Source organism: Actinomadura sp. ATCC 39365, from assembly GCF_054392275.1.
In genome coordinates this window covers 6,784,151-6,801,201 of sequence record NZ_CP184335.1, presented here as the reverse complement: position 1 = coordinate 6,801,201, position 17,051 = coordinate 6,784,151, and the positions used below count along the sequence as shown (strand labels likewise).

General features: G+C 72.6%; 19 protein-coding genes. 16 read left to right on the top strand and 3 right to left on the bottom strand.

The window, feature by feature from the left end; translation table 11 throughout:
* Positions 1–79: 79 nt before the first annotated feature.
* The 5 genes from ACNF49_RS33305 to ACNF49_RS33285 are packed head-to-tail and all read left to right on the top strand — an operon-like array spanning position 80 to position 3,248.
* Positions 80–247, top strand: coding sequence for a hypothetical protein (locus tag ACNF49_RS33305; RefSeq protein ID WP_357975570.1), 168 nt, complete (start codon positions 80–82; stop codon positions 245–247).
* Positions 248–266: 19 nt separating this feature from the next.
* Positions 267–953 carry a gamma-glutamyl-gamma-aminobutyrate hydrolase family protein gene (locus ACNF49_RS33300; protein ID WP_357975573.1) on the top strand — a complete coding sequence of 229 codons (687 nt, stop codon included), beginning with the start codon at positions 267–269 and terminating at the stop codon, positions 951–953.
* 9 nt (positions 954–962) lie between these two features.
* Positions 963–1,877: an alpha/beta hydrolase gene (locus tag ACNF49_RS33295; RefSeq protein ID WP_357975576.1), complete on the top strand. Its 915-nt coding sequence runs from the start codon at positions 963–965 to the stop codon at positions 1,875–1,877.
* Positions 1,874–2,686 (top strand): enoyl-CoA hydratase/isomerase family protein, encoded by an 813-nt coding sequence (locus tag ACNF49_RS33290; RefSeq protein WP_482940038.1) that lies wholly within the window; start codon positions 1,874–1,876, stop codon positions 2,684–2,686. Before ACNF49_RS33295 ends, ACNF49_RS33290 begins: the two co-directional genes overlap by 4 nt.
* A 10-nt stretch (positions 2,687–2,696) precedes the next feature.
* Positions 2,697–3,248: a hemerythrin domain-containing protein gene (locus tag ACNF49_RS33285; RefSeq protein ID WP_357975582.1), complete on the top strand. Its 552-nt coding sequence runs from the start codon at positions 2,697–2,699 to the stop codon at positions 3,246–3,248.
* Positions 3,249–3,254: 6 nt separating this feature from the next.
* Here ACNF49_RS33285 and ACNF49_RS33280 read toward each other — a convergent pair whose 3' ends face one another.
* Together ACNF49_RS33280 and ACNF49_RS33275 are read right to left on the bottom strand one after the other, a co-directional pair.
* Entirely contained in the window at positions 3,255–4,436 is a 1,182-nt protein-coding gene (locus ACNF49_RS33280) for an acyl-CoA dehydrogenase family protein (RefSeq protein ID WP_357975585.1), read from the bottom strand.
* A gap of 26 nt (positions 4,437–4,462) precedes the next feature.
* Complete coding sequence (locus tag ACNF49_RS33275) at positions 4,463–5,053, bottom strand: class I SAM-dependent methyltransferase (RefSeq protein WP_357975588.1); 591 nt, start codon at positions 5,051–5,053, stop codon at positions 4,463–4,465.
* A gap of 128 nt (positions 5,054–5,181) precedes the next feature.
* On the opposite strand from ACNF49_RS33275, the gene ACNF49_RS33270 reads away from it, so the two are divergent.
* The 5 genes from ACNF49_RS33270 to ACNF49_RS33250 all read left to right on the top strand — a co-directional run bounded on the left by ACNF49_RS33270 (position 5,182) and on the right by ACNF49_RS33250 (position 9,291).
* Positions 5,182–6,774 carry a sensor histidine kinase gene (locus ACNF49_RS33270; protein WP_357975591.1) on the top strand — a complete coding sequence of 531 codons (1,593 nt, stop codon included), beginning with the start codon at positions 5,182–5,184 and terminating at the stop codon, positions 6,772–6,774.
* A complete protein-coding gene (locus tag ACNF49_RS33265) occupies positions 6,771–7,469 on the top strand; it encodes a response regulator (RefSeq protein ID WP_357975594.1) in 699 nt (232 codons plus the stop codon). Before ACNF49_RS33270 ends, ACNF49_RS33265 begins: the two co-directional genes overlap by 4 nt.
* Positions 7,470–7,531: 62 nt before the next feature.
* Positions 7,532–7,951, top strand: coding sequence for a hypothetical protein (locus tag ACNF49_RS33260; protein ID WP_482940037.1), 420 nt, complete (start codon positions 7,532–7,534; stop codon positions 7,949–7,951).
* A 10-nt stretch (positions 7,952–7,961) separates the two neighbouring features.
* Positions 7,962–8,552 carry a phosphoribosylanthranilate isomerase gene (locus ACNF49_RS33255; protein WP_357975599.1) on the top strand — a complete coding sequence of 197 codons (591 nt, stop codon included), beginning with the start codon at positions 7,962–7,964 and terminating at the stop codon, positions 8,550–8,552.
* The gene (locus ACNF49_RS33250) at positions 8,545–9,291 is read left to right on the top strand and encodes a GNAT family N-acetyltransferase (RefSeq protein ID WP_482940036.1); all 747 of its coding nucleotides are present in this window, start codon (positions 8,545–8,547) and stop codon (positions 9,289–9,291) included. Before ACNF49_RS33255 ends, ACNF49_RS33250 begins: the two co-directional genes overlap by 8 nt.
* A gap of 23 nt (positions 9,292–9,314) precedes the next feature.
* Here the strand turns inward: ACNF49_RS33250 and ACNF49_RS33245 are convergent, their stop codons facing one another.
* Positions 9,315–10,949, bottom strand: coding sequence for an aspartate-alanine antiporter-like transporter (locus tag ACNF49_RS33245; RefSeq protein WP_482940035.1), 1,635 nt, complete (start codon positions 10,947–10,949; stop codon positions 9,315–9,317).
* Between the two features lie 184 nt (positions 10,950–11,133).
* On the opposite strand from ACNF49_RS33245, the gene clsA reads away from it, so the two are divergent.
* The 6 genes from clsA to ACNF49_RS33215 all read left to right on the top strand — a co-directional run bounded on the left by clsA (position 11,134) and on the right by ACNF49_RS33215 (position 17,019).
* On the top strand, positions 11,134–11,715 hold the full coding sequence (gene clsA, locus ACNF49_RS33240; RefSeq protein ID WP_352350843.1) for a cardiolipin synthase ClsA: 582 nt from the start codon (positions 11,134–11,136) through the stop codon (positions 11,713–11,715).
* 4 nt (positions 11,716–11,719) lie between these two features.
* On the top strand, positions 11,720–14,224 hold the full coding sequence (locus ACNF49_RS33235; RefSeq protein WP_357975607.1) for a sugar phosphate nucleotidyltransferase: 2,505 nt from the start codon (positions 11,720–11,722) through the stop codon (positions 14,222–14,224).
* A 261-nt stretch (positions 14,225–14,485) separates the two neighbouring features.
* Positions 14,486–14,998 (top strand): double zinc ribbon and FHA domain-containing protein, encoded by a 513-nt coding sequence (locus tag ACNF49_RS33230; RefSeq protein WP_352325615.1) that lies wholly within the window; start codon positions 14,486–14,488, stop codon positions 14,996–14,998.
* Between the two features lie 23 nt (positions 14,999–15,021).
* Positions 15,022–15,648, top strand: a complete 627-nt coding sequence (gene ftsR, locus ACNF49_RS33225; protein WP_357975611.1) for a transcriptional regulator FtsR — start codon at positions 15,022–15,024, stop codon at positions 15,646–15,648.
* A gap of 132 nt (positions 15,649–15,780) precedes the next feature.
* Positions 15,781–16,251 carry a bifunctional nuclease family protein gene (locus tag ACNF49_RS33220; protein WP_090771501.1) on the top strand — a complete coding sequence of 157 codons (471 nt, stop codon included), beginning with the start codon at positions 15,781–15,783 and terminating at the stop codon, positions 16,249–16,251.
* A gap of 147 nt (positions 16,252–16,398) precedes the next feature.
* Positions 16,399–17,019 carry a MerR family transcriptional regulator gene (locus ACNF49_RS33215; RefSeq protein ID WP_357975614.1) on the top strand — a complete coding sequence of 207 codons (621 nt, stop codon included), beginning with the start codon at positions 16,399–16,401 and terminating at the stop codon, positions 17,017–17,019.
* The last annotated feature ends 32 nt before the right edge of the window (positions 17,020–17,051 follow it).

The window sequence follows — 17,051 nt, the reverse complement described above, 5'->3', positions numbered from 1 at the left end:
GGAGAAAACGAATGAAAGTGATTTTCGTCTTTTGGTTTCCGGTGTTTCCCGCGGGGCGGCTGAGGCGTAGCATCCCGCCATGGCAGTCCTCCACCCCGGGCGGGTGGCCTGGGAAGGCGCGCGCACCTTCGTGTCGGCCGCGACCACGGACGCCTGCCGGTGGCCCGGCCGCCGGCTCGGGACCACGTACCGGTGCCGGCCCGGCGAGACCCGGCCGACCACCGGGACGGCCTCCCGCCTGCCCTGACCCGCCCCAGGAGATCCGCATGTCCCGACCGCTCATCGGCATCACCGCCTACCTGGAGGCCGCCCGCTGGGGCGACTGGGTGCGCGAGGCCGTGCTGTCACCGCCGTCCTACGCCAAGGCGATCGAGCGGGCCGGCGGCGCGCCGGTGCTGCTGCCGCCGCTCGACCCCCACGTCGCCGGCGACCACGTCGGCGGCCTGTCCGGCGTCCTGCTGGCCGGCGGCGTCGGTCTCGGCGCCGCGGCCTACGGCGGCGAGCACGACGAGCGCGCGCCCGAGCCGCAGGCCCACCGCGACCGGTACGAGCTGGCCCTGGCCAGGGCCGCCGTCCGGGCCGGCCTGCCGATCCTGGCGATCGCCCGCGGCCTGCACGTCCTCAACGTCGCCCAGGGCGGCACGCTGATCCCGTGGCTGCCCGAGGTGCTCGGCCACGAGCGGCACGGCGAGCCGGGCGCGGTGCACGACATCCAGGTGAGCGTGTCGAGCAGGCTCGGCAAGGCCGTCGGCGACCACGTCGAGGCGGTCGCGCCGCACCACCAGTCCGTGCGCCGCCTGGGCAGCGGCCTGCTCGCGGTGGCCTGGGCCGACGACCAGATCGTCGAGGGCGTCGAGCTCCAGGGCCACCGGTTCTGCGTCGGCGTCCAGTGGCATCCGGAACGCGGCGGGGACAATCGGCTCTTCGATGCGTTCGTCGAGGCGGCCCGCTAGGCTGCGCTCATGCCGCTGCACCCCCAGGCGCGGGACTACGTCGCCCTCTACCCGTCGGATCTCAACGCCGACCTGGCCACGCTCGACCTGGCCACGATCCAGGAGATGCGCGCGCACGACGGCTTCGCGGCCCAGCGGGGGCCGCTGACCAAACTCCCGTTCGTCCGCGACGAGGTCGCCGGCGACGTGCCGATCCGCATCTACCGCGCCGACCCCGGCGACGGCCTGCTGCCCGTCGTGGTCTACTTCCATGGCGGCGGCTGGGTCTTCGGCAGCGTCAGGCGCAACGACGCGCTTGGCCGCGACCTGGCCCTGCGCACCGGCGCCGTGGTCGTCTCGGCCGACTACCGGCTGGCCCCGGAACACCCCTTCCCGGCCGCCGCCGACGACGCCTGGACCGTCGTGCGCGACGTCTTCGCCAGGCCCGCCTTCTACCAGAGCAACGGCAGCGTGGCCGTCGTCGGCGACAGCGCGGGCGGCAACCTGGCCGCCGTCGCCGCCTGGCGGGCCGCCGGGTCCGGCATCCGGCTGGCCCACCAGGCGCTGGTCTACCCGGTGCTCGACACCGCCATGGACACCCCCAGCTACCACGCCTACGCCAAGGGCTTCGGGCTCGACGCCGCCGAGATGGCCTGGTTCGCCGAGCGTTACGCGCCCGGCGCCGACCCCGCCGACCCGCTGCTGAGCCCGCTGCGCATCGCCGACCTGACCGGCCTGCCGCCGGCCACCGTCCTCACCGCCGAGTGCGACGTGCTCAGGGACGAGGGCGAACACTACGCCCGCCGCCTGGCCGACGCAGGCGTGCCGGTGGAGGCGCGCAGGTTCGACGGCGCGATCCACGGCTTCTTCGGCCTGCCCGGCCTGTTCGACCAGGCGGCCGAGGCCAGGCAGTACATCGCCGACCGCCTGCGGGAGCACCTGTGACCTACACCAAGCTCAAGCTCGACACCCCGGCCGAGGGGGTGCTACGGGTCACGATCAGCGAGCCCGGCAGGCTCAACGCCGTCGACATGACCGGCCACCGCGAGCTGAGCGAGATCTGGCGCGAGGCCGACCGCGACGACTCCGTCCGGGCGATCGTGGTCAGGGGCGAGGGCACGGCGTTCTCGGCCGGCGGCGACCTGTCGATGATCGAGGAGATGACCCGTGACCACGCCACCCGGATGCGGGTGTTCGCCGAGGCCCGCGGCATCGTCTACAACGTGCTCAACTGCTCCAAGCCGATCGTCTCGGCCGTCCAGGGCCCGGCCGTGGGCGCCGGGCTCGCGGTGGCGCTGCTGGCCGACATCTCGGTCGCCGGCCGCACCGCGCGCATCATCGACGGCCACACCCGGCTCGGCGTCGCCGCCGGCGACCACGCCGCGATCATCTGGCCGCTGCTGTGCGGCCTGGCCAAGGCCAAGTACCACCTGCTGCTGTGCGAGCCCGTCACCGGCGAGCAGGCCGAGCGCATGGGCCTGGTCAGCCTGTGCGTCGACGACGACCAGGTGCACGACAAGGCGATGGAGATCGCGGTCCGGCTCGCCCAGGGCTCCCAGGAGGCGATCCGGCTGACCAAGTACTCGCTCAACAACTGGCTGCGCCTGGCCGGCCCGTCCTTCGACGCCTCGCTGGCGATGGAGTTCCTCGGCTTCACCGGCCCCGACGTGGTCGAGGGCGTGCGCGCGGTGCGCGAGAAGCGGCCCCCGCTTTCGGTTGAGCCGGGCGCGTGTGCTTGTCCAGGCCCGGGGTAGGCGCACCCTCATGACGGACAACGATGTGGTCGACCTGCTGGTGCGCCAGCACGAGCAGATCAAGAGCCAGTTCACGGAGGTCGAGAACGCTGCCCCCGAGGACAAAGCAGCGGCTTTCCAGAAGCTGGTGCGCCTGCTGGCCGTCCACGAGACAGCAGAGGAGGAGATCGTCCACCCGTACGCGCGCCGCCATGTCGACAACGGTGACGACCTGGTGGACGAGCGACTGGCCGAGGAGAACGCGGCCAAGGACATGCTCACCCTGATGGAGCGGGCGGGCGTCGACGACCCGCAGTTCGCGGCCAACCTGGCCACGCTGCGCAAGGCCGTCGTCGAGCACGCCGAGGCCGAGGAACGCGAGGAGTTCCCCAGACTGAGGCAGGCCGCCGGCGACAAGGAGCTGCACGCGATGGCGATCGGGGTCAAGGCCGCCGAGGCGATCGCGCCCACGCATCCGCACGCCGGCGTCGAGACCGCGCCGAAGAACCTGCTGGCGGGCCCGCCCGCCGCGATCATGGACAGGGCCCGTGACGTGATCCGCAAGGCGACGGGCAGGGCCTGAGGGCCGTCAGAAACTCCGGGGCAACCCGAGCACCTGTGTCGCGAGGTAGTTGAGCAGAAGCTCCTCGGTCACGGGTGCCACCCTTCCGATACGGGCGTCGGCCAGCAACCTGGCCACCGGGTACTCCAGCGAGTACGCCATACCGCCGTGCGTCTGGAACGCGGCGTCGGCCGCCTCCCACGCGGCCTGGGAGGCGGTCAGCTTGGCGATGTTGGCCTCGGTGCCGCACGGCAGCTGCCGGTCGAAGGACCAGGCCGCCTTGTAGAGCATCAGCCGCGCCAGCTCGATCTTGGCCTTGACCTGCGCCAGCGGGAACGCGATGGCCTGGTTGGCGCCGATCGGGCGGCCGAACACCTCGCGCTCCTTGGCGTAGCCGACCGCCACCCGCAGCGCCACCTCGGCGCCGCCCAGCGCGGAGGCGGCCAGCAGCACCCGCTCGGGGTTGAGGATGTCCCACAGCACGGCCGCGCCGCCGTCCACCTCGCCGACCACACTGGTGGCGGGCACCCGCAGGTCGTCGACGAACACCATGTTGGACGGCGTGGTGTTCGCGCCCATCTTGGGGATCGGCCGGAAGGACAGCTGCCCGGCGGCGACCGCCTCGGGCACGTTCACCAGGAACACGGTCAGCCCGTGGGTGCGCGGCCTGGCCTCGGCCGCCGGGACCGTCCTGGTCACCAGCAGCATCCAGGTGGCGCGCTGCACGCCGGTGATCCAGATCTTCTGGCCGTTGAGCACGTAGTCGCCGCCGTCGCGGCGGGCCGAGGTGGTGATCGCCAGCGAGTTGGAGCCGGCGTCCGGCTCGGTCAGGGCGAAGCACGTCTCGACCTCGCCCGTGGCCAGCCTGGGCAGCAGCTCGGCCCGCTGCTCGGCGGTGCCGTGCCGGGCCAGGGTGAGCGCGCCGAAGCCGGGGGTGAGCACGTACGTGAAGGCCGAGCCGCCCGCCGCGCCCGAGCTCGCCAGCGTCTCGGTGGCCACGGCCAGCTCCAGCAGCCCCTGCCCGCCCCCGCCGTACTCCTCCGGCACGGCCAGGCCCAGCCAGCCGCCCTTGGCCAGGTCGGCCCAGACCTCCTCCGGCCAGCGCTTGTCGCTCTCGCACCGCTGCCAGTAGTCGAGGTCGTAGCGGGCGCAGATCTCGGCGACGCCGCGCTGGACGGCCTGGGCGCTCTCGGGAAGGGTGAAATCCATCACGCCATCGTAGAATCTCGTTCTGTTCAGGGTCGAGGTCTGCGGGCGTGGAAGACGAACGCCGGCGGCGTGTTGCGCCACACCGTACGTCCGGGCACGACCTCCTCGAACCGCTCGGCCAGCAGCGCCCGGAACCGCCGGGCCGAGCTGAGCGGGATGGCGTGGATGTAGGAGAAGGTGGTGAAGGCCGCGCCGGGGCTCATCACCTGCGTCACCGCGTCCAGCAGCTCGTGCTGCAGCCCCGTGGGGAAGGCCGCCCACGGCAGGCCGCTCACCACGACGTCGGCGTGGCTCAGCCCGCGCCCGGCCAGCAGCTCGCCCAGGCGCGCCGCGTCCGCGTGCGCCACGTCCACGGCGGGGAACCGCGCGGCGAGCAGCACCGCGAGCCGCTCGTTCACCTCGACGGCCAGGTGGTGGCCGCGCCCGGCCAGCCGCTGCTGGATCTCCGCCGTGAACGGGCCCGTGCCCGGCCCGAGCTCCACCACGGTCGGCTCGCCGCGCTCCGGGACCGGCGCGCAGACGGCCGCGGCCAGCCGGCGCGAACTCGGGGCGACGGCGCCGATCACGGCGGGGGCGCGCAGGAACTGGCCGAGGAACATTGCGGTGTCGTTGGACATGGCCCCGAACGTATCGGGAAGATCACCCTCTGCGCTCCCTCCTCTGGACGAACCTGCGGCCAGTAGGAGGAGACGGGGTCCTCCGCGCGGAGGATCAGGTATCGGTCGAGGGTGGATAGCGTGAGCCCATGCGTTGGCGTGGTGTGCCGCTCGATGTCCTGCTCGCGGCATCTGGCGTGGGGCTGGACCTGTTGACGACGGCCCACGCGGGCGACACCGCGTACCTGCCGGCGTCGATGAACATCCCCATGGCCCTTCTGGTGGGCCTGCCCATGGGGTTCGTCCGGCGGCGGCCGCTGGTCGTCACCCTCTACCTGGCCGCCTTCCTCGTGCTCAGCGACCAGCTCGGCTCCTACACCTCCAACACCGCGCAGATCCTCATCTGCGTCGCGCTCGGCGTGGTCGGCTTCCGCGTCCCGGGGCGGGCCGCCCTGGTCGGCGTGGGCGCCACCGTGCTGGCCACGGCGGTCAACATCGCCGACCCCGGCATCGCGATGACCGGCAACACCTGGATGTACTCGGTGCTGCTGCCCGTCTTCCCCACCGTCCTGGGGGCCTACCTGCGCAGCTCGGCCGAGCGGCTGGAGGAGCGCGACGTCACGCCGGACGCGCTGCTGGCCGCCGGCGGCGTGGCCATCACCGTGCTCAGCACCTGGACCTCCTGGCACAGCGGCGCGCTGCCGGTGTGGGTGATCGGCCTGCTCGCCGTGGTCGGCGGGCTGTCGCTCGGCGTCGCCCGGCGCCTGCCCGGCCTGGTCCTGCTGCTGCAGGGCGTGCTGCTGATCGCCGCCGACACCTACCTCAACGACTCCGTCAACACCTGCCTGATCCTCACGCTCATCGCGATCGGCGTGTTCTCCATGCGCGTCGCCTCCTGGGCCTGGACGGGGGCCGCGTACCTCACCGGCTGCCTGCTGGCCGCCATCGCCGTCGTCGGCGACGGCACCGAGATCACCCCGCTCCGCGTCGGCGTGCTGATGACGCTGGTGGCCACGCCCATCGCGATCGGCCGCTACCTCGGCATGCGCCGGGCCGCCGCCGCCGCCGAACGCCTGCGCGCCGAGGAGTCGGCCCGGCTCGCGGTCGCCCAGGTACGCGCCGACCAGCTCGCCGAGCGCGAGCGCATCGCCCGCGACGTGCACGACATCGTGGCCCACCACGTCGGCGCCATGGTGCTGCGCGCCAGCGCCGCCCGCTACACCGCGCCCGACGGGCCGGTCGCCGACGCGCTGTCCGACATCCGCGAGACCGGCCACCAGGTGCTGCAGGACCTGCGCGACCTGCTCGACCTGCTGCGCGACCCCGACCGCGGCCCCGACCTGCTGGCCAACCCGGCCGACGTGGTCCGCGAGTCCGCCGAACGCATGGCCGCCGCCGGCCTCGTCGTCCACCTCGACCTCGACCCGGCCAGCGACCGCGCCCCGCTCATCGCCCGCGCCTCCGCCGCGCGCATCGTCCAGGAAGGCCTCACCAACGTGCTCAAACACGCCGGACCCGGCACCCGGGTCCGCGTCACCGTGGCCCCCGCAGAGGAAGGGTTGTCCATCGAGATCCGCAACGGCCGCCCGCCCACCGTCATCGAGCGCCTGCCCTCCTCCGGCCGCGGCCTGGCCGGCATGCGCGAGCGGGTGCGCGCCCTCGGGGGCACCCTCAGCGCCGGCCCCGACGGCGACGGCGGCTGGCTGCTGCTGGCCAGCCTGCCCGCCAGGAGCGCCGCATGATCCGCGTGCTGGTGGCCGACGACCAGGCGCTGGTCCGCGCGGGCGTGCGCATGTTGCTGCAGGCCGCGGGGGACATGGAGGTCGTGGGCGAGGCCGAGGACGGCGCCGAGGCCGTCCGCCTGGCCGAACGCCACGTGCCCGACGTCATCCTCATGGACCTGCGCATGCCCCGCGTCGACGGCCTGGAGGCGACCAGGCGGGTGCTGGCGGCCCGCCCCGGAGCCCGCGTGGTCGTGCTCACCACGTTCGCCGAGGACGCCGACGTGCACGCCGCCCTGCGCGCCGGCGCCGTCGGCTTCCTGGTCAAGGACGACGAGCCGGAACGCATGGTCGACGCCGTGCGCAGGGCCGCCGCGGGGGAGCAGCTGCTGGCCCCCTCGGTGCTGCGCCGGGTCGTGGAACGGTTCCTGGCCGCCGAGGAGCAGGCCGCCACGCCGCCGCCGTCCGGGCTGACCGAGCGCGAGCTGGAGGTGCTGGCCCTGGTCGGCACCGGCCTGTCCAACGCCGAGATCGCCGAGGAGCTGCACGTCGGCGTCACCACCGTCAAGACGCACATCGCCGCCGCCATGGACAAGCTCGGCCTGCGCAACCGCATCCAGGCCGCCGTGGTCGCCCACCGCTCCGGTCTCGTGGACGCCGCCTTCCGCCCGGTCCGTCCGCCACGTGGGGGATCGGGAGGTCATCCCGCAGGCTGACGACCGTATGCGGCCGTCCTCGACACGATATGGGTCCTTCGTTCGCAGAAAGGATCCACATCATGGGGGAGACACAGGTCATGCCGCGTCCCGGCACGACGCGGCAGGTGTCGGCGGGGCTGCTCTACAGCCTGCGCGTCGCCATCATCGCCCAGGCCGCCGCGCTGCTCGTGGCCGCCTCGTTCGCCGGGCAGGCCGTCTCGGCGGGCGGCGGGCCGGTGGCCGAGACGCACGTCATGGCGGGCATGGTCGTCCACCTGGTGGCGCTCGTGCAGATCGTGCTGGCGATCCTGGTCTGGCGGCCCGGCCGCGGCGCCGGCTGGCCGGCGTGGGCCAGCGTCGCGCTGTTCGTCGTCGGCGGCCTCCAGCACGTCACCTGGCTCTGGCTGGGCGCCCACCTGCCCAACGGGGTGCTGCTGTTCGGCCTCATCGGCGCGCTGCTGATCTGGTCGTGGTCGCCGTCGGCGTCGCGGCGCCGCTAAGGTCAGAGATGTGTATGTGAAGATCTGCGGGTTGAGCGAGCCCGAGCACGTCGAGGCCGCCGTCGAGGCAGGTGCCGACGCCATCGGGTTCGTGCTCACCCGGAGCCCGCGCAGGGTCACGCCCGAGCGGGCGGCCGAGCTGGCCGCGCCGATCCCGCCCCACGTGCTCACCGTGGGCGTCTTCCGGGGCGAGACCCCCGAGGAGGTCAGGGCCGCCGCGCTGGCCTCGGGCGTGCGCGCCGTGCAGCTGCACGGCCACCACCCCCACGCCGACTTCACCGCGCTGAAAGACCTCGGCCGGCCGCTCGTGCGGGCCGTCGACGCCGCCGCCGACCTGCGGTGCGGCGCCTACGACGAAGACCTGCTCATCGTCGACGCCCCGCGTCCCGGCTCGGGGGAGCCCTGGGACTGGGCGGCGGTGCGCGGCCGCCCGTCCGGCCGGTGGATGCTGGCCGGCGGGCTCGACCCGGCCAACGTGGCCGAGGCCGTCGAGGCCGCCGGCCCGTGGGGGGTCGACGTGTCCAGCGGCGTCGAGACCGCGCCGGGCGTCAAGGACTCCGCCCTGATCAGGGCCTTCCTGCGAGCCGCGCGCGGTGGCTGACGAGCTGGCCCGGGCCCTTTCCTTCGTGCACGCCTTCGCCCGCCGCAAGGCGCCCGTCGTGGCGCCGGTCCCCGGCGGGTTCGCGGTGCTCGACGAGCGCTACCCGATGTCGCACGACGACAACAAGCTCGTCGTCTGGAGCGGCGGCCCGGGGCCGGTGCTCGCGGCGGCCGAGGAACGGCTCGCCGGGCTCGGTCACCGGCTGGTGTGCGTCGACGACGACCGGCTGGGCCAGGAGTTCCGGCCCGCCTTCGCCGCCGCCGGCTACGGCCACGAGACGAACGTCGTCATGGCCTTCCGCGGCGCCCGCCCCTCAGCGGCCGCCGCCACCGAGCGGCTCACGCTGGAGGAGCTGCTGCCCGTGCTGCGCGAGGAGTGGCGCGCCTCGCTGCCGCAGGCGTCGCAGGGCGTGGTCGACGGGCTCGCCGCCCGCGCCGCGGCCCGCGCGTCCGGCGCGGACCGGGTCGAGTTCCACGCCGTACGCGCCCCCGGCGGACAGATCGCCGCCCACGCCGACCTCTACGTGCACGAAGGCGTCGCCCAGATCGAGAACGTCTACACCCTGGAGCGCCACCGCGGCCAGGGCTTCGCCCGCGCCCTGCTGACCGCGCTGCTGGCCGCCACGGCCGGCAGCGAGCTGACGTTCCTGGTCGCCGACGCCGCCGACTGGCCGCGCGAGTTCTACGCCCGCCTCGGCTTCGAGCCGGTGGGCCACACCCACGCCTTCCTGCGCACCTGACCGCCCCGAGGAGCCGGTGGCGCTCAGGCGCCCAGCCACCGGGCCAGGGCCACCGCGGCGGGGCCCAGCAGGGCCAGCACGGCTCCCGACAACGCGTGCACCACCGTGTAGGCCAGCAGCGGCGTCCCGTTCCCCGACATGCCGCGCACCCCGCCGAGGACGGTCGTCAGGCCGTGCTGCCCGGTCACCGCGCCCAGCACCAGCGGCGGCGGCAACATCATCAGCTTGGCCCCCATGGCCAGCGAGATCACCACCGGCACGGCGGCCGTGGCGACCGCGCCCAGGGTAACCTGCCAGGCGTGCCGCCCCACCAGCTCCACCGCCGCCGGCCCGGCCGACAGCCCGAGCGCCGCCACGAACACGCCGAGCGCCACCTCGCCCACCACCCGGGCGGCGCTCGCGTCGTACTGCCCGAAGCCGGCCCGTCCCGCCCGTGCCCGGCCGAACACCAGCCCGGCCGCCAGGCACCCGAGCGACGCCGTCAGGCCGCCCGCCAGGCCCGCCACCAGTCCCGCCACGAGCCCGGCGGCCAGGTAGACGACGTCGGCCCGCCGCCCGGCGTCCGCCCGCGCCCCGAGCCAGGACGCCGCCCGGTCCACGTCCCGCTTCATCCCGGTCACCCGCACCACGTCACCGGCGCACAGCTCCGTCCCGGGCCTGACCGGCAACCGGCACCCCACCCGCGTCACCTCGCACACGTGCAGGTCCTGCACCCCCTGGCCGGGCAGCCCGGCGCGCAGGTCGCGCACGGTCGCCGGCGGCCGGCCCCCGAGCATGACGTCGGCCACCTCCAGGTCCAGGTCGAGCTCCCGCCCGCCGGGCACCTCGGGCCCGACCACCGCGGCGGCGTTGACGACGTCCTGCCGCACGCCGACCACCACGACCTCGTCGTCCCGCTGCAGCAGCGTGCCGGGGCCGAACGGGATCGGCCGGCCGTTCCTGCGCAGCCGCTCCACCGAGACCCGGGTGCCCATCGCGATCTCCGCCTGCCCGACCGTCCTGCCTTCGCCGGTGGTGACCTGGTGGGCCCGGCCCAGCACGGCCGGCGGCGGCGTCTCCTCCGCGCCGTCCAGCCGCCGCCACAGCGCCGCGGCCTCCTCCCCGGGGTCGAACCGGAGCGCCGCGGGCGCGGCCCTGACGGTCAGCAGCGCGATGGTGACCAGGGCGAGGAGATAGGACAGGACGTACGCGGGCCCGAGCGCCTGTTGCGCGATCCCGGCGGCCTGCAGGGCGTCGGCCGCCGTGCCCAGGGCCACCGGCCCGGCCGCCGCCCCGGCGACCAGCCCGGCCGTGGTGCCCGGGTCCAGCCCGAGCGCGTCCGCCACCAGCGCCGCGACCGCCAGCGCCCCGACGACCTCGACGACCGTGAACCACAGGTACCGCAGGTTGCGCCCGGAGAACGCGGCGAAGAAGGCGGGCCCGAGGGTGTAGCCGAGGGTGAAGGCGAAGATCGAGAAGGCGATCACGCGCACCTGCTGGTGGACCTCGACGCCGCCGGTCAGCAGCCCGACGGCGAGGGCGGCGGCCAGCGTCCCGGCCGCGCCGCCGAGGGCCACCCCGCGGAACCTCAGCCTGCCCAGGGCGAACCCGAGGGCCAGGCAGAGGAACAAGGCGATCTCCGGCGCGTCCCGCAGCACGCCGGACTCCCAGGGCCACATCCGATCCCCCCAAGGCAGGCAGGCAGGCAGCGCGGGGGGATCGATCATCCAGCCTTTTCCCGCCCCCACATGCCGCGAAACGCCACCAACCCCCATCGGCCCCGCGTCCAGCCGGGGGAGTGCGAGCGGGGAATGGTCGCTGGTGGGGCGTCTGTGCCGGAGTTCCACGCAGTAGGGTCTCTGCGTGAGCGAAACTTCCGCCGAGGACCGGATCTGGACGGTTCCCAACCTGCTGAGCTTCCTGCGCCTGCTCGGCGTGCCCGTGTTCCTCTGGTTGGTTCTGGGGCCCAGGGCGGACGGGTGGGCCATCGCCATCCTCATCGTGGCCGGGTTCACCGACTGGCTCGACGGCAAGATCGCTCGCGCGTTCAACCAGACCAGCAAGCTCGGCCGGGTGATCGACCCGGCCGCCGACAAGCTGTACGTCTTCGCCACGATCCTGGCGCTGCTGCTGCGCGAGGTCATCCCGTGGTGGCTGGTGGCCGTCATCGTGGCGCGGGAGCTCTTCGTCGCCTGTTCGTTCCCCGTACTTCGCAAACACGGATATAAGGCACTTCAGGTGCATTTCCTGGGCAAGGCCGCCATGTTCAACCTCATGTACGCCTTCCCGCTGCTCTTCCTCGCCTCCCACACCGGGTGGTATGCCGATATAGCGCGAATTGCTGGGTGGGCCTTCGCGATCTGGGGCACGGGCCTGTATTGGTGGGCAGGGATCCTGTATGTGGTGCAGGTGCGCCAACTCGTAACCGCGACCACGAAGGAGTGATCGGGTGAAGGCGGTCGTCATGGCGGGCGGGGAGGGGACTCGGCTGCGTCCGATGACCGCCAACCAGCCCAAACCTCTGCTCCCGGTGGCCAACCGCCCGATCATGGAACACGTCCTGCGCCTGCTCAAACGGCACGGCATCACCGAGACGGTCGTCACCCTGCAGTTCCTGGCCGCCCTCGTGCGCAACTACTTCGGCGACGGCGACGAGCTGGGCATGAACCTCCAGTACGCCACCGAGGACCTGCCGCTCGGCACCGCGGGCAGCGTCAAGAACGCCGCCGCCCGCCTGCGCGACGACCGCTTCCTGGTCATCTCCGGCGACGCCCTCACGGATATCGACTTATCCGACATGATCCGTTTTCATCGCGAAAATTCGGCTCTTGTCACCATCGGTCTGAAACGCGTTCCCAACCCGCTCGAATTCGGGATCATCATCCTCGACGAGAGCGGACGCGTTCAGCGCTTCCTGGAGAAGCCCACCTGGGGCCAGGTCTTCTCCGACACCGTCAACACCGGCATCTACGTCATGGAACCCGAGATACTCGACGCCGTGGCCGACGGCGAACCGGTCGACTGGTCCTCAGACGTCTTCCCCGCCCTCCTGGAACGCGGCGCCCCCATCTACGGCTACGTCGCCGCCGGCTACTGGGAGGACGTCGGCACCCACGCCAGCTACCTCAAGGCCCAGGCCGACGCGCTGTCCGGCCGGGTTCGCCTCGACATCGGCGGCTTCGAGCTCTCCCCGGGCGTCTGGGTGGCCGACTCGGCCACGGTCGACCCCGACGCCGTCCTGAAGGGCCCGCTGCTGATCGGCGACTACGCCAAGGTGGAGGCGGGCGCCGAACTGCGCGAGTACACGGTGCTCGGCAACAACGCGGTCGTGCGCGAGGGCGCCTTCCTGCACCGCGCGGTCGTCCACGACAACGTCTACCTCGGTCCCGGCGCCCACCTGCGCGGCTGCGTGATCGGCAAGAGCACCGACGTCATGGGCGGCGCCCGCGTCGAGGAGAATGCCGTCATCGGCGACGAATGCGTCATCGAGGCCGAGGCGTACGTCTCCAGCGGCGTCAAGGTCTACCCGTTCAAGACCATCGAGGCCGGCGCGGTCGTCAACACCAGCGTCATCTGGGAGTCGCGCGGACAGCGCAACCTGTTCGGCCCGCGCGGGGTCAGCGGCCTGGTCAACGTCGAGATCACCGCCGAGCTGTGCGTCCGCCTGGCCGGCGCGTACGCCACCACCCTGCGCAAGGGCGCCTACGTCGTCACCTCCCGCGACTGCTCCCTGGCCGCCAGGGCGCTCAAGCGGGCCGTCATCGGCGCCCTGACCGCCGCCGCGATCAACGTCCTGGACCTGGAGGCGGCGCCGCTGCCCGTGGCCCGCTTCCACACCGCCCGCGAGTCGGCCGCCGGCGGCATCGCCCTGCGCACCACGCCCGGCGACCCGCAGAGCGTCGACATCGTCATCATGGACGACCGCGGCGCCGACCTGCCCCCGGCCGCCCAGCGCAAGCTGGAGCGCGTCTTCTCCCGCCAGGAGTACCGGCGCGCCTTCCCCGGCGAGATCGCCGAGCTGCACTACCCGGCCAGGGCCGTCGAGGGCTACACGCACGAGCTGATGCGGGCCATCGGCGTCACCGGCGTCAAGGACATGAAGGTCGTGGTCGACTGCGCCGGCGGCACCTCCTCCCTGGTGATGCCCACGCTGCTCAGCCGCGCCGGCGTCGAGGTGCTCACCGTCAACGCCCGGCTGGACGACGTCTCGCCCACCGAGACGCTGGCCGAGCGCCGCCGCGACCTGCAACGCCTGTCGGAGCTGGTCAGCTCCTCGCGGGCGGCGTTCGGCGTGCGCTTCGACCCGGTCGGCGAACGCATCGCGCTGGTGGACGAGACCGGCCAGCTCATCAGCGAGGAACGCGCCCTGCTGGTCGTGCTGGACCTGGTGGCGGCCGAGCGCCGGGGCGGCCGGGTGGCCCTGCCGGTCACCACCACGCGGGTCGCCGAGCAGGTCTGCCGCTTCCACGGCGTGCAGGTGCAGTGGACCTCGACCGCGCTCGACGCCCTGACCTCCGCCGCCCAGGGCCCCGACATGATCTTCGCGGCCGACGGGCGCGGCGGGTTCGTCGTGCCGGAGTTCAGCCCGGCCATCGACGGCCTGGCCGCGTTCATGCGCCTGCTGGGGCTGGTGGCCCGCACCCGGCTGTCGCTCAGCCAGATCGACGCCAGGATCCCCGAGGTCAAGCTGCTGCGACGGAGCGTACCGACCCAGTGGGCGGCCAAGGGCGCGGTCATGCGCTCGGTCATCGAGGCCGCCGAGGCCGAGCCCGACGGCTGGCGCGTGGACACCACCGACGGCGTGCGGGTCGCCCGCGACGACGGGTCGTGGGTGCTGATCCTGCCCGCCGCCGCCGAGCCGGTCACCGACCTGTGGGCCGAGGCCCCCGACATGGACGGCGCACAGGCGCTGCTCGAACGGTGGGCCCGCGTGGTCGAGCGGGCAGCCGTCTGATCACGTAGAGTAGCGGAAAAGCCGTCGCCCGAGATGTGCGCGCGGAGTGCCGCAAGATCGTAATGTAGAAACGCGCGGCGGCATGGACCACGGGGTGGGGGCGGCGGTAACTTTGTCAGCGTCCGAACCGCAGTCCAGCGCCCCGCCTTGACCTTTGCCGCTGATCAGCGTAAGTTGCGGCATTCGCAAACTTGAAGAGCGAAGGCAGGCGCGTCCCCAGCACCGTCGCCGCGTCTTCGCGGTAGGAGGCCGAGCCGATCGATGCCGAGCGTCTACTGCACGCAGTGCGGGCACGCCAACCCCGAGGATGCCCGTTTCTGTTCCCGCTGTGGGTCACCGCTGACCAGACCCGAGGTCTCCGGGGACACCACGTCGACGATCTCGGTCGCGGGAATCGAGGCGTACGAGGCTGAGACAGGCGACATGCTCCTGGCCGAACGGGCGCTGGTCGAACAGCTCCCGCCCGGCACGGCGTTGCTCACGGTGACCAGAGGGCCCAACCAGGGCAGCCGGTTCCGGCTGGACAAAGACCTCACCACGACCGGGCGCCACCCGGAGAGCGACATCTTCCTCGACGACATCACCGTCTCCCGCCGCCACGTCGAGTTCTACCGCCACCGCGGTGGCCAGTTCTCCGTACGCGACGTGGGCAGCCTCAACGGCACCTACGTCAACCGGGAGCGCATCGAGGAGGTCCCCCTGCACTCCGGAGACGAGGTGCAGATCGGCAAGTTCCGCCTCGTCTTCCTGATGAGGGTCAACGCCGGCGCATGAGCTCACAGGCGGCACGCTCGCACATGAGCATCGGGGAGGTGCTCGCCCTGCTGCAGGGCGAGTTCCCCGACGTCACCGTGTCCAAGATCCGCTTCTTGGAGGGCGAGGGGCTGATCGAGCCCGAGCGCAGCCCCTCGGGCTACCGCAAGTTCACCCATCTCCACGTCGAGCAGTTGCGCTTCATCCTGACCGAGCAGCGCGACCACTACCTGCCGCTGCGGGTGATCAAGGACAAGATGGCCGAGAGCTTCGGCCGTCCGCGCGCGGTGCAGCAGACCCAGGAGATCCGGTACGACCGGGCCCAGTTGCTGGAGGCGGCCGGCATCGACGAGGAGACCCTCGCCGAGCTGGAGGACTACGGCCTGCTCACCCCCGTGGCCAGGCGCTACGACGAGGAGGCGCTGAAGATCGCGCGCAGCGTCGGCGCCCTGGCCCGTTTCGGCCTGCACGCCCGCCACCTGCGCGCGGTCAAGGTCGCCGCCGAGCGGGAGTGCGGGCTGGTCGAGCAGACCGTCGCGCCCATACTCAAGCGCCGCGCGCCCGGCGCCATCGGCGAGGCCGACGAGGCTGCCAGGGAGTTGTCCACGCTCCTGCTCGACCTGCACGCCTCCCTGGTCCGCGTCGGCGTCAGGTCTGTCCTGGGCCGCTGAGGGCACAGAGCTGGAAGGCCGGGGCACATTCCAGGCCTGCCGGGTGTTACGTTGAAATGCACAAGCGTGTAGCAGAAACGACCCAGTCAACAGCTGTGCCGGGCGACCGGCCGGTCGAATACGGAGCAGCCCGTGTTGCAGATGGAGGTCGTGGGCGTTCGAGTTGAGATGCCCACAAATCAGCCGATCGTCTTGCTCAAGGAGGCACACGGGGAACGGTTCCTTCCGATCTGGATCGGCATGACCGAGGCGACCGCGATCGCCCTGGCGCAGGCCGAGGAGCCGCCGCCCCGGCCGCTCACCCACGACTTGTTCAGGGACGTGCTGAGCGCGCTCGGCGTCGGGCTGCGCGCGGTCAACATCGTGGCCCTGCGTGACGGCATCTTCTTCGCCGACCTGGTGTTCTCCAACGGCGTGGAGGTCAGCGCCCGGCCCTCCGACTCGATCGCCCTGGCGCTGCGCACCGGCGCGCGCATCTTCGCCAGCGAAGAGGTGGTCCAGGAGGCCGGCGTGATCATCCCTGACGACCAGGAGGACGAGGTGGAGAAGTTCAGGGAGTTCCTTGACACGATCACTCCCGAGGACTTCGGCAGGGCGGGGTAGGTATTTCAGTGCATTTACGCTTCACGACGCGCCGAGCCGGATCGTTGACTGAGCATGGTCACGGTCCTACGGTGCAAGTGAAACCCGTGGTCGCCCTTTACGAACCCCCAGATCAGGCCATGGGATGAGAGAAAGCCGGAGGTCCGCGTGGCGGTCAGCAGCGGCGAGGGAAAGACGGCCGGCCAGGAAGATCCGGTGCGGCGCGAGAGCGCGCGGCAGCGTGCCGGAGAGCAGGGCCTGCTCTTCGACGAGCAGCCCGCGACGCTGCCCGACGACATCGGATACCGCGGGCCCACAGCCTGCTCGGCGGCCGGCATCACCTACAGGCAGCTCGACTACTGGGCGCGCACGGGCCTGGTCGAGCCCACGATAAGAGCCGCGCACGGCTCGGGCTCGCAGCGGCTCTACAGCTTCCGCGACATCCTGGTGCTCAAGGTCGTCAAGCGGCTGCTCGACACCGGAGTGTCGTTGCAGCAGATCCGCACCGCGGTGCAGCACCTGCGTGACCGCGGGGTCGCCGACCTCGCGCAGATCACGCTCATGAGCGACGGAGTCAGCGTCTACGAGTGCACCTCGGCCGACGAGGTGATCGATCTCCTCCAGGGCGGCCAGGGCGTGTTCGGCATCGCGCTCGGCCGGGTCTGGCGAGAGGTCGAGGGCTCCCTCGCGGAGCTGCCGGGGGAACGGGCGGCGGTCGAGGACACCGTCCCGGCCGACCATCCCACTGACGAGCTCGCCAAGCGGCGCCGCGCACGCCGCACGGGGTGAGCTGAACCGCTGAACACACCGTAGTAATCTAG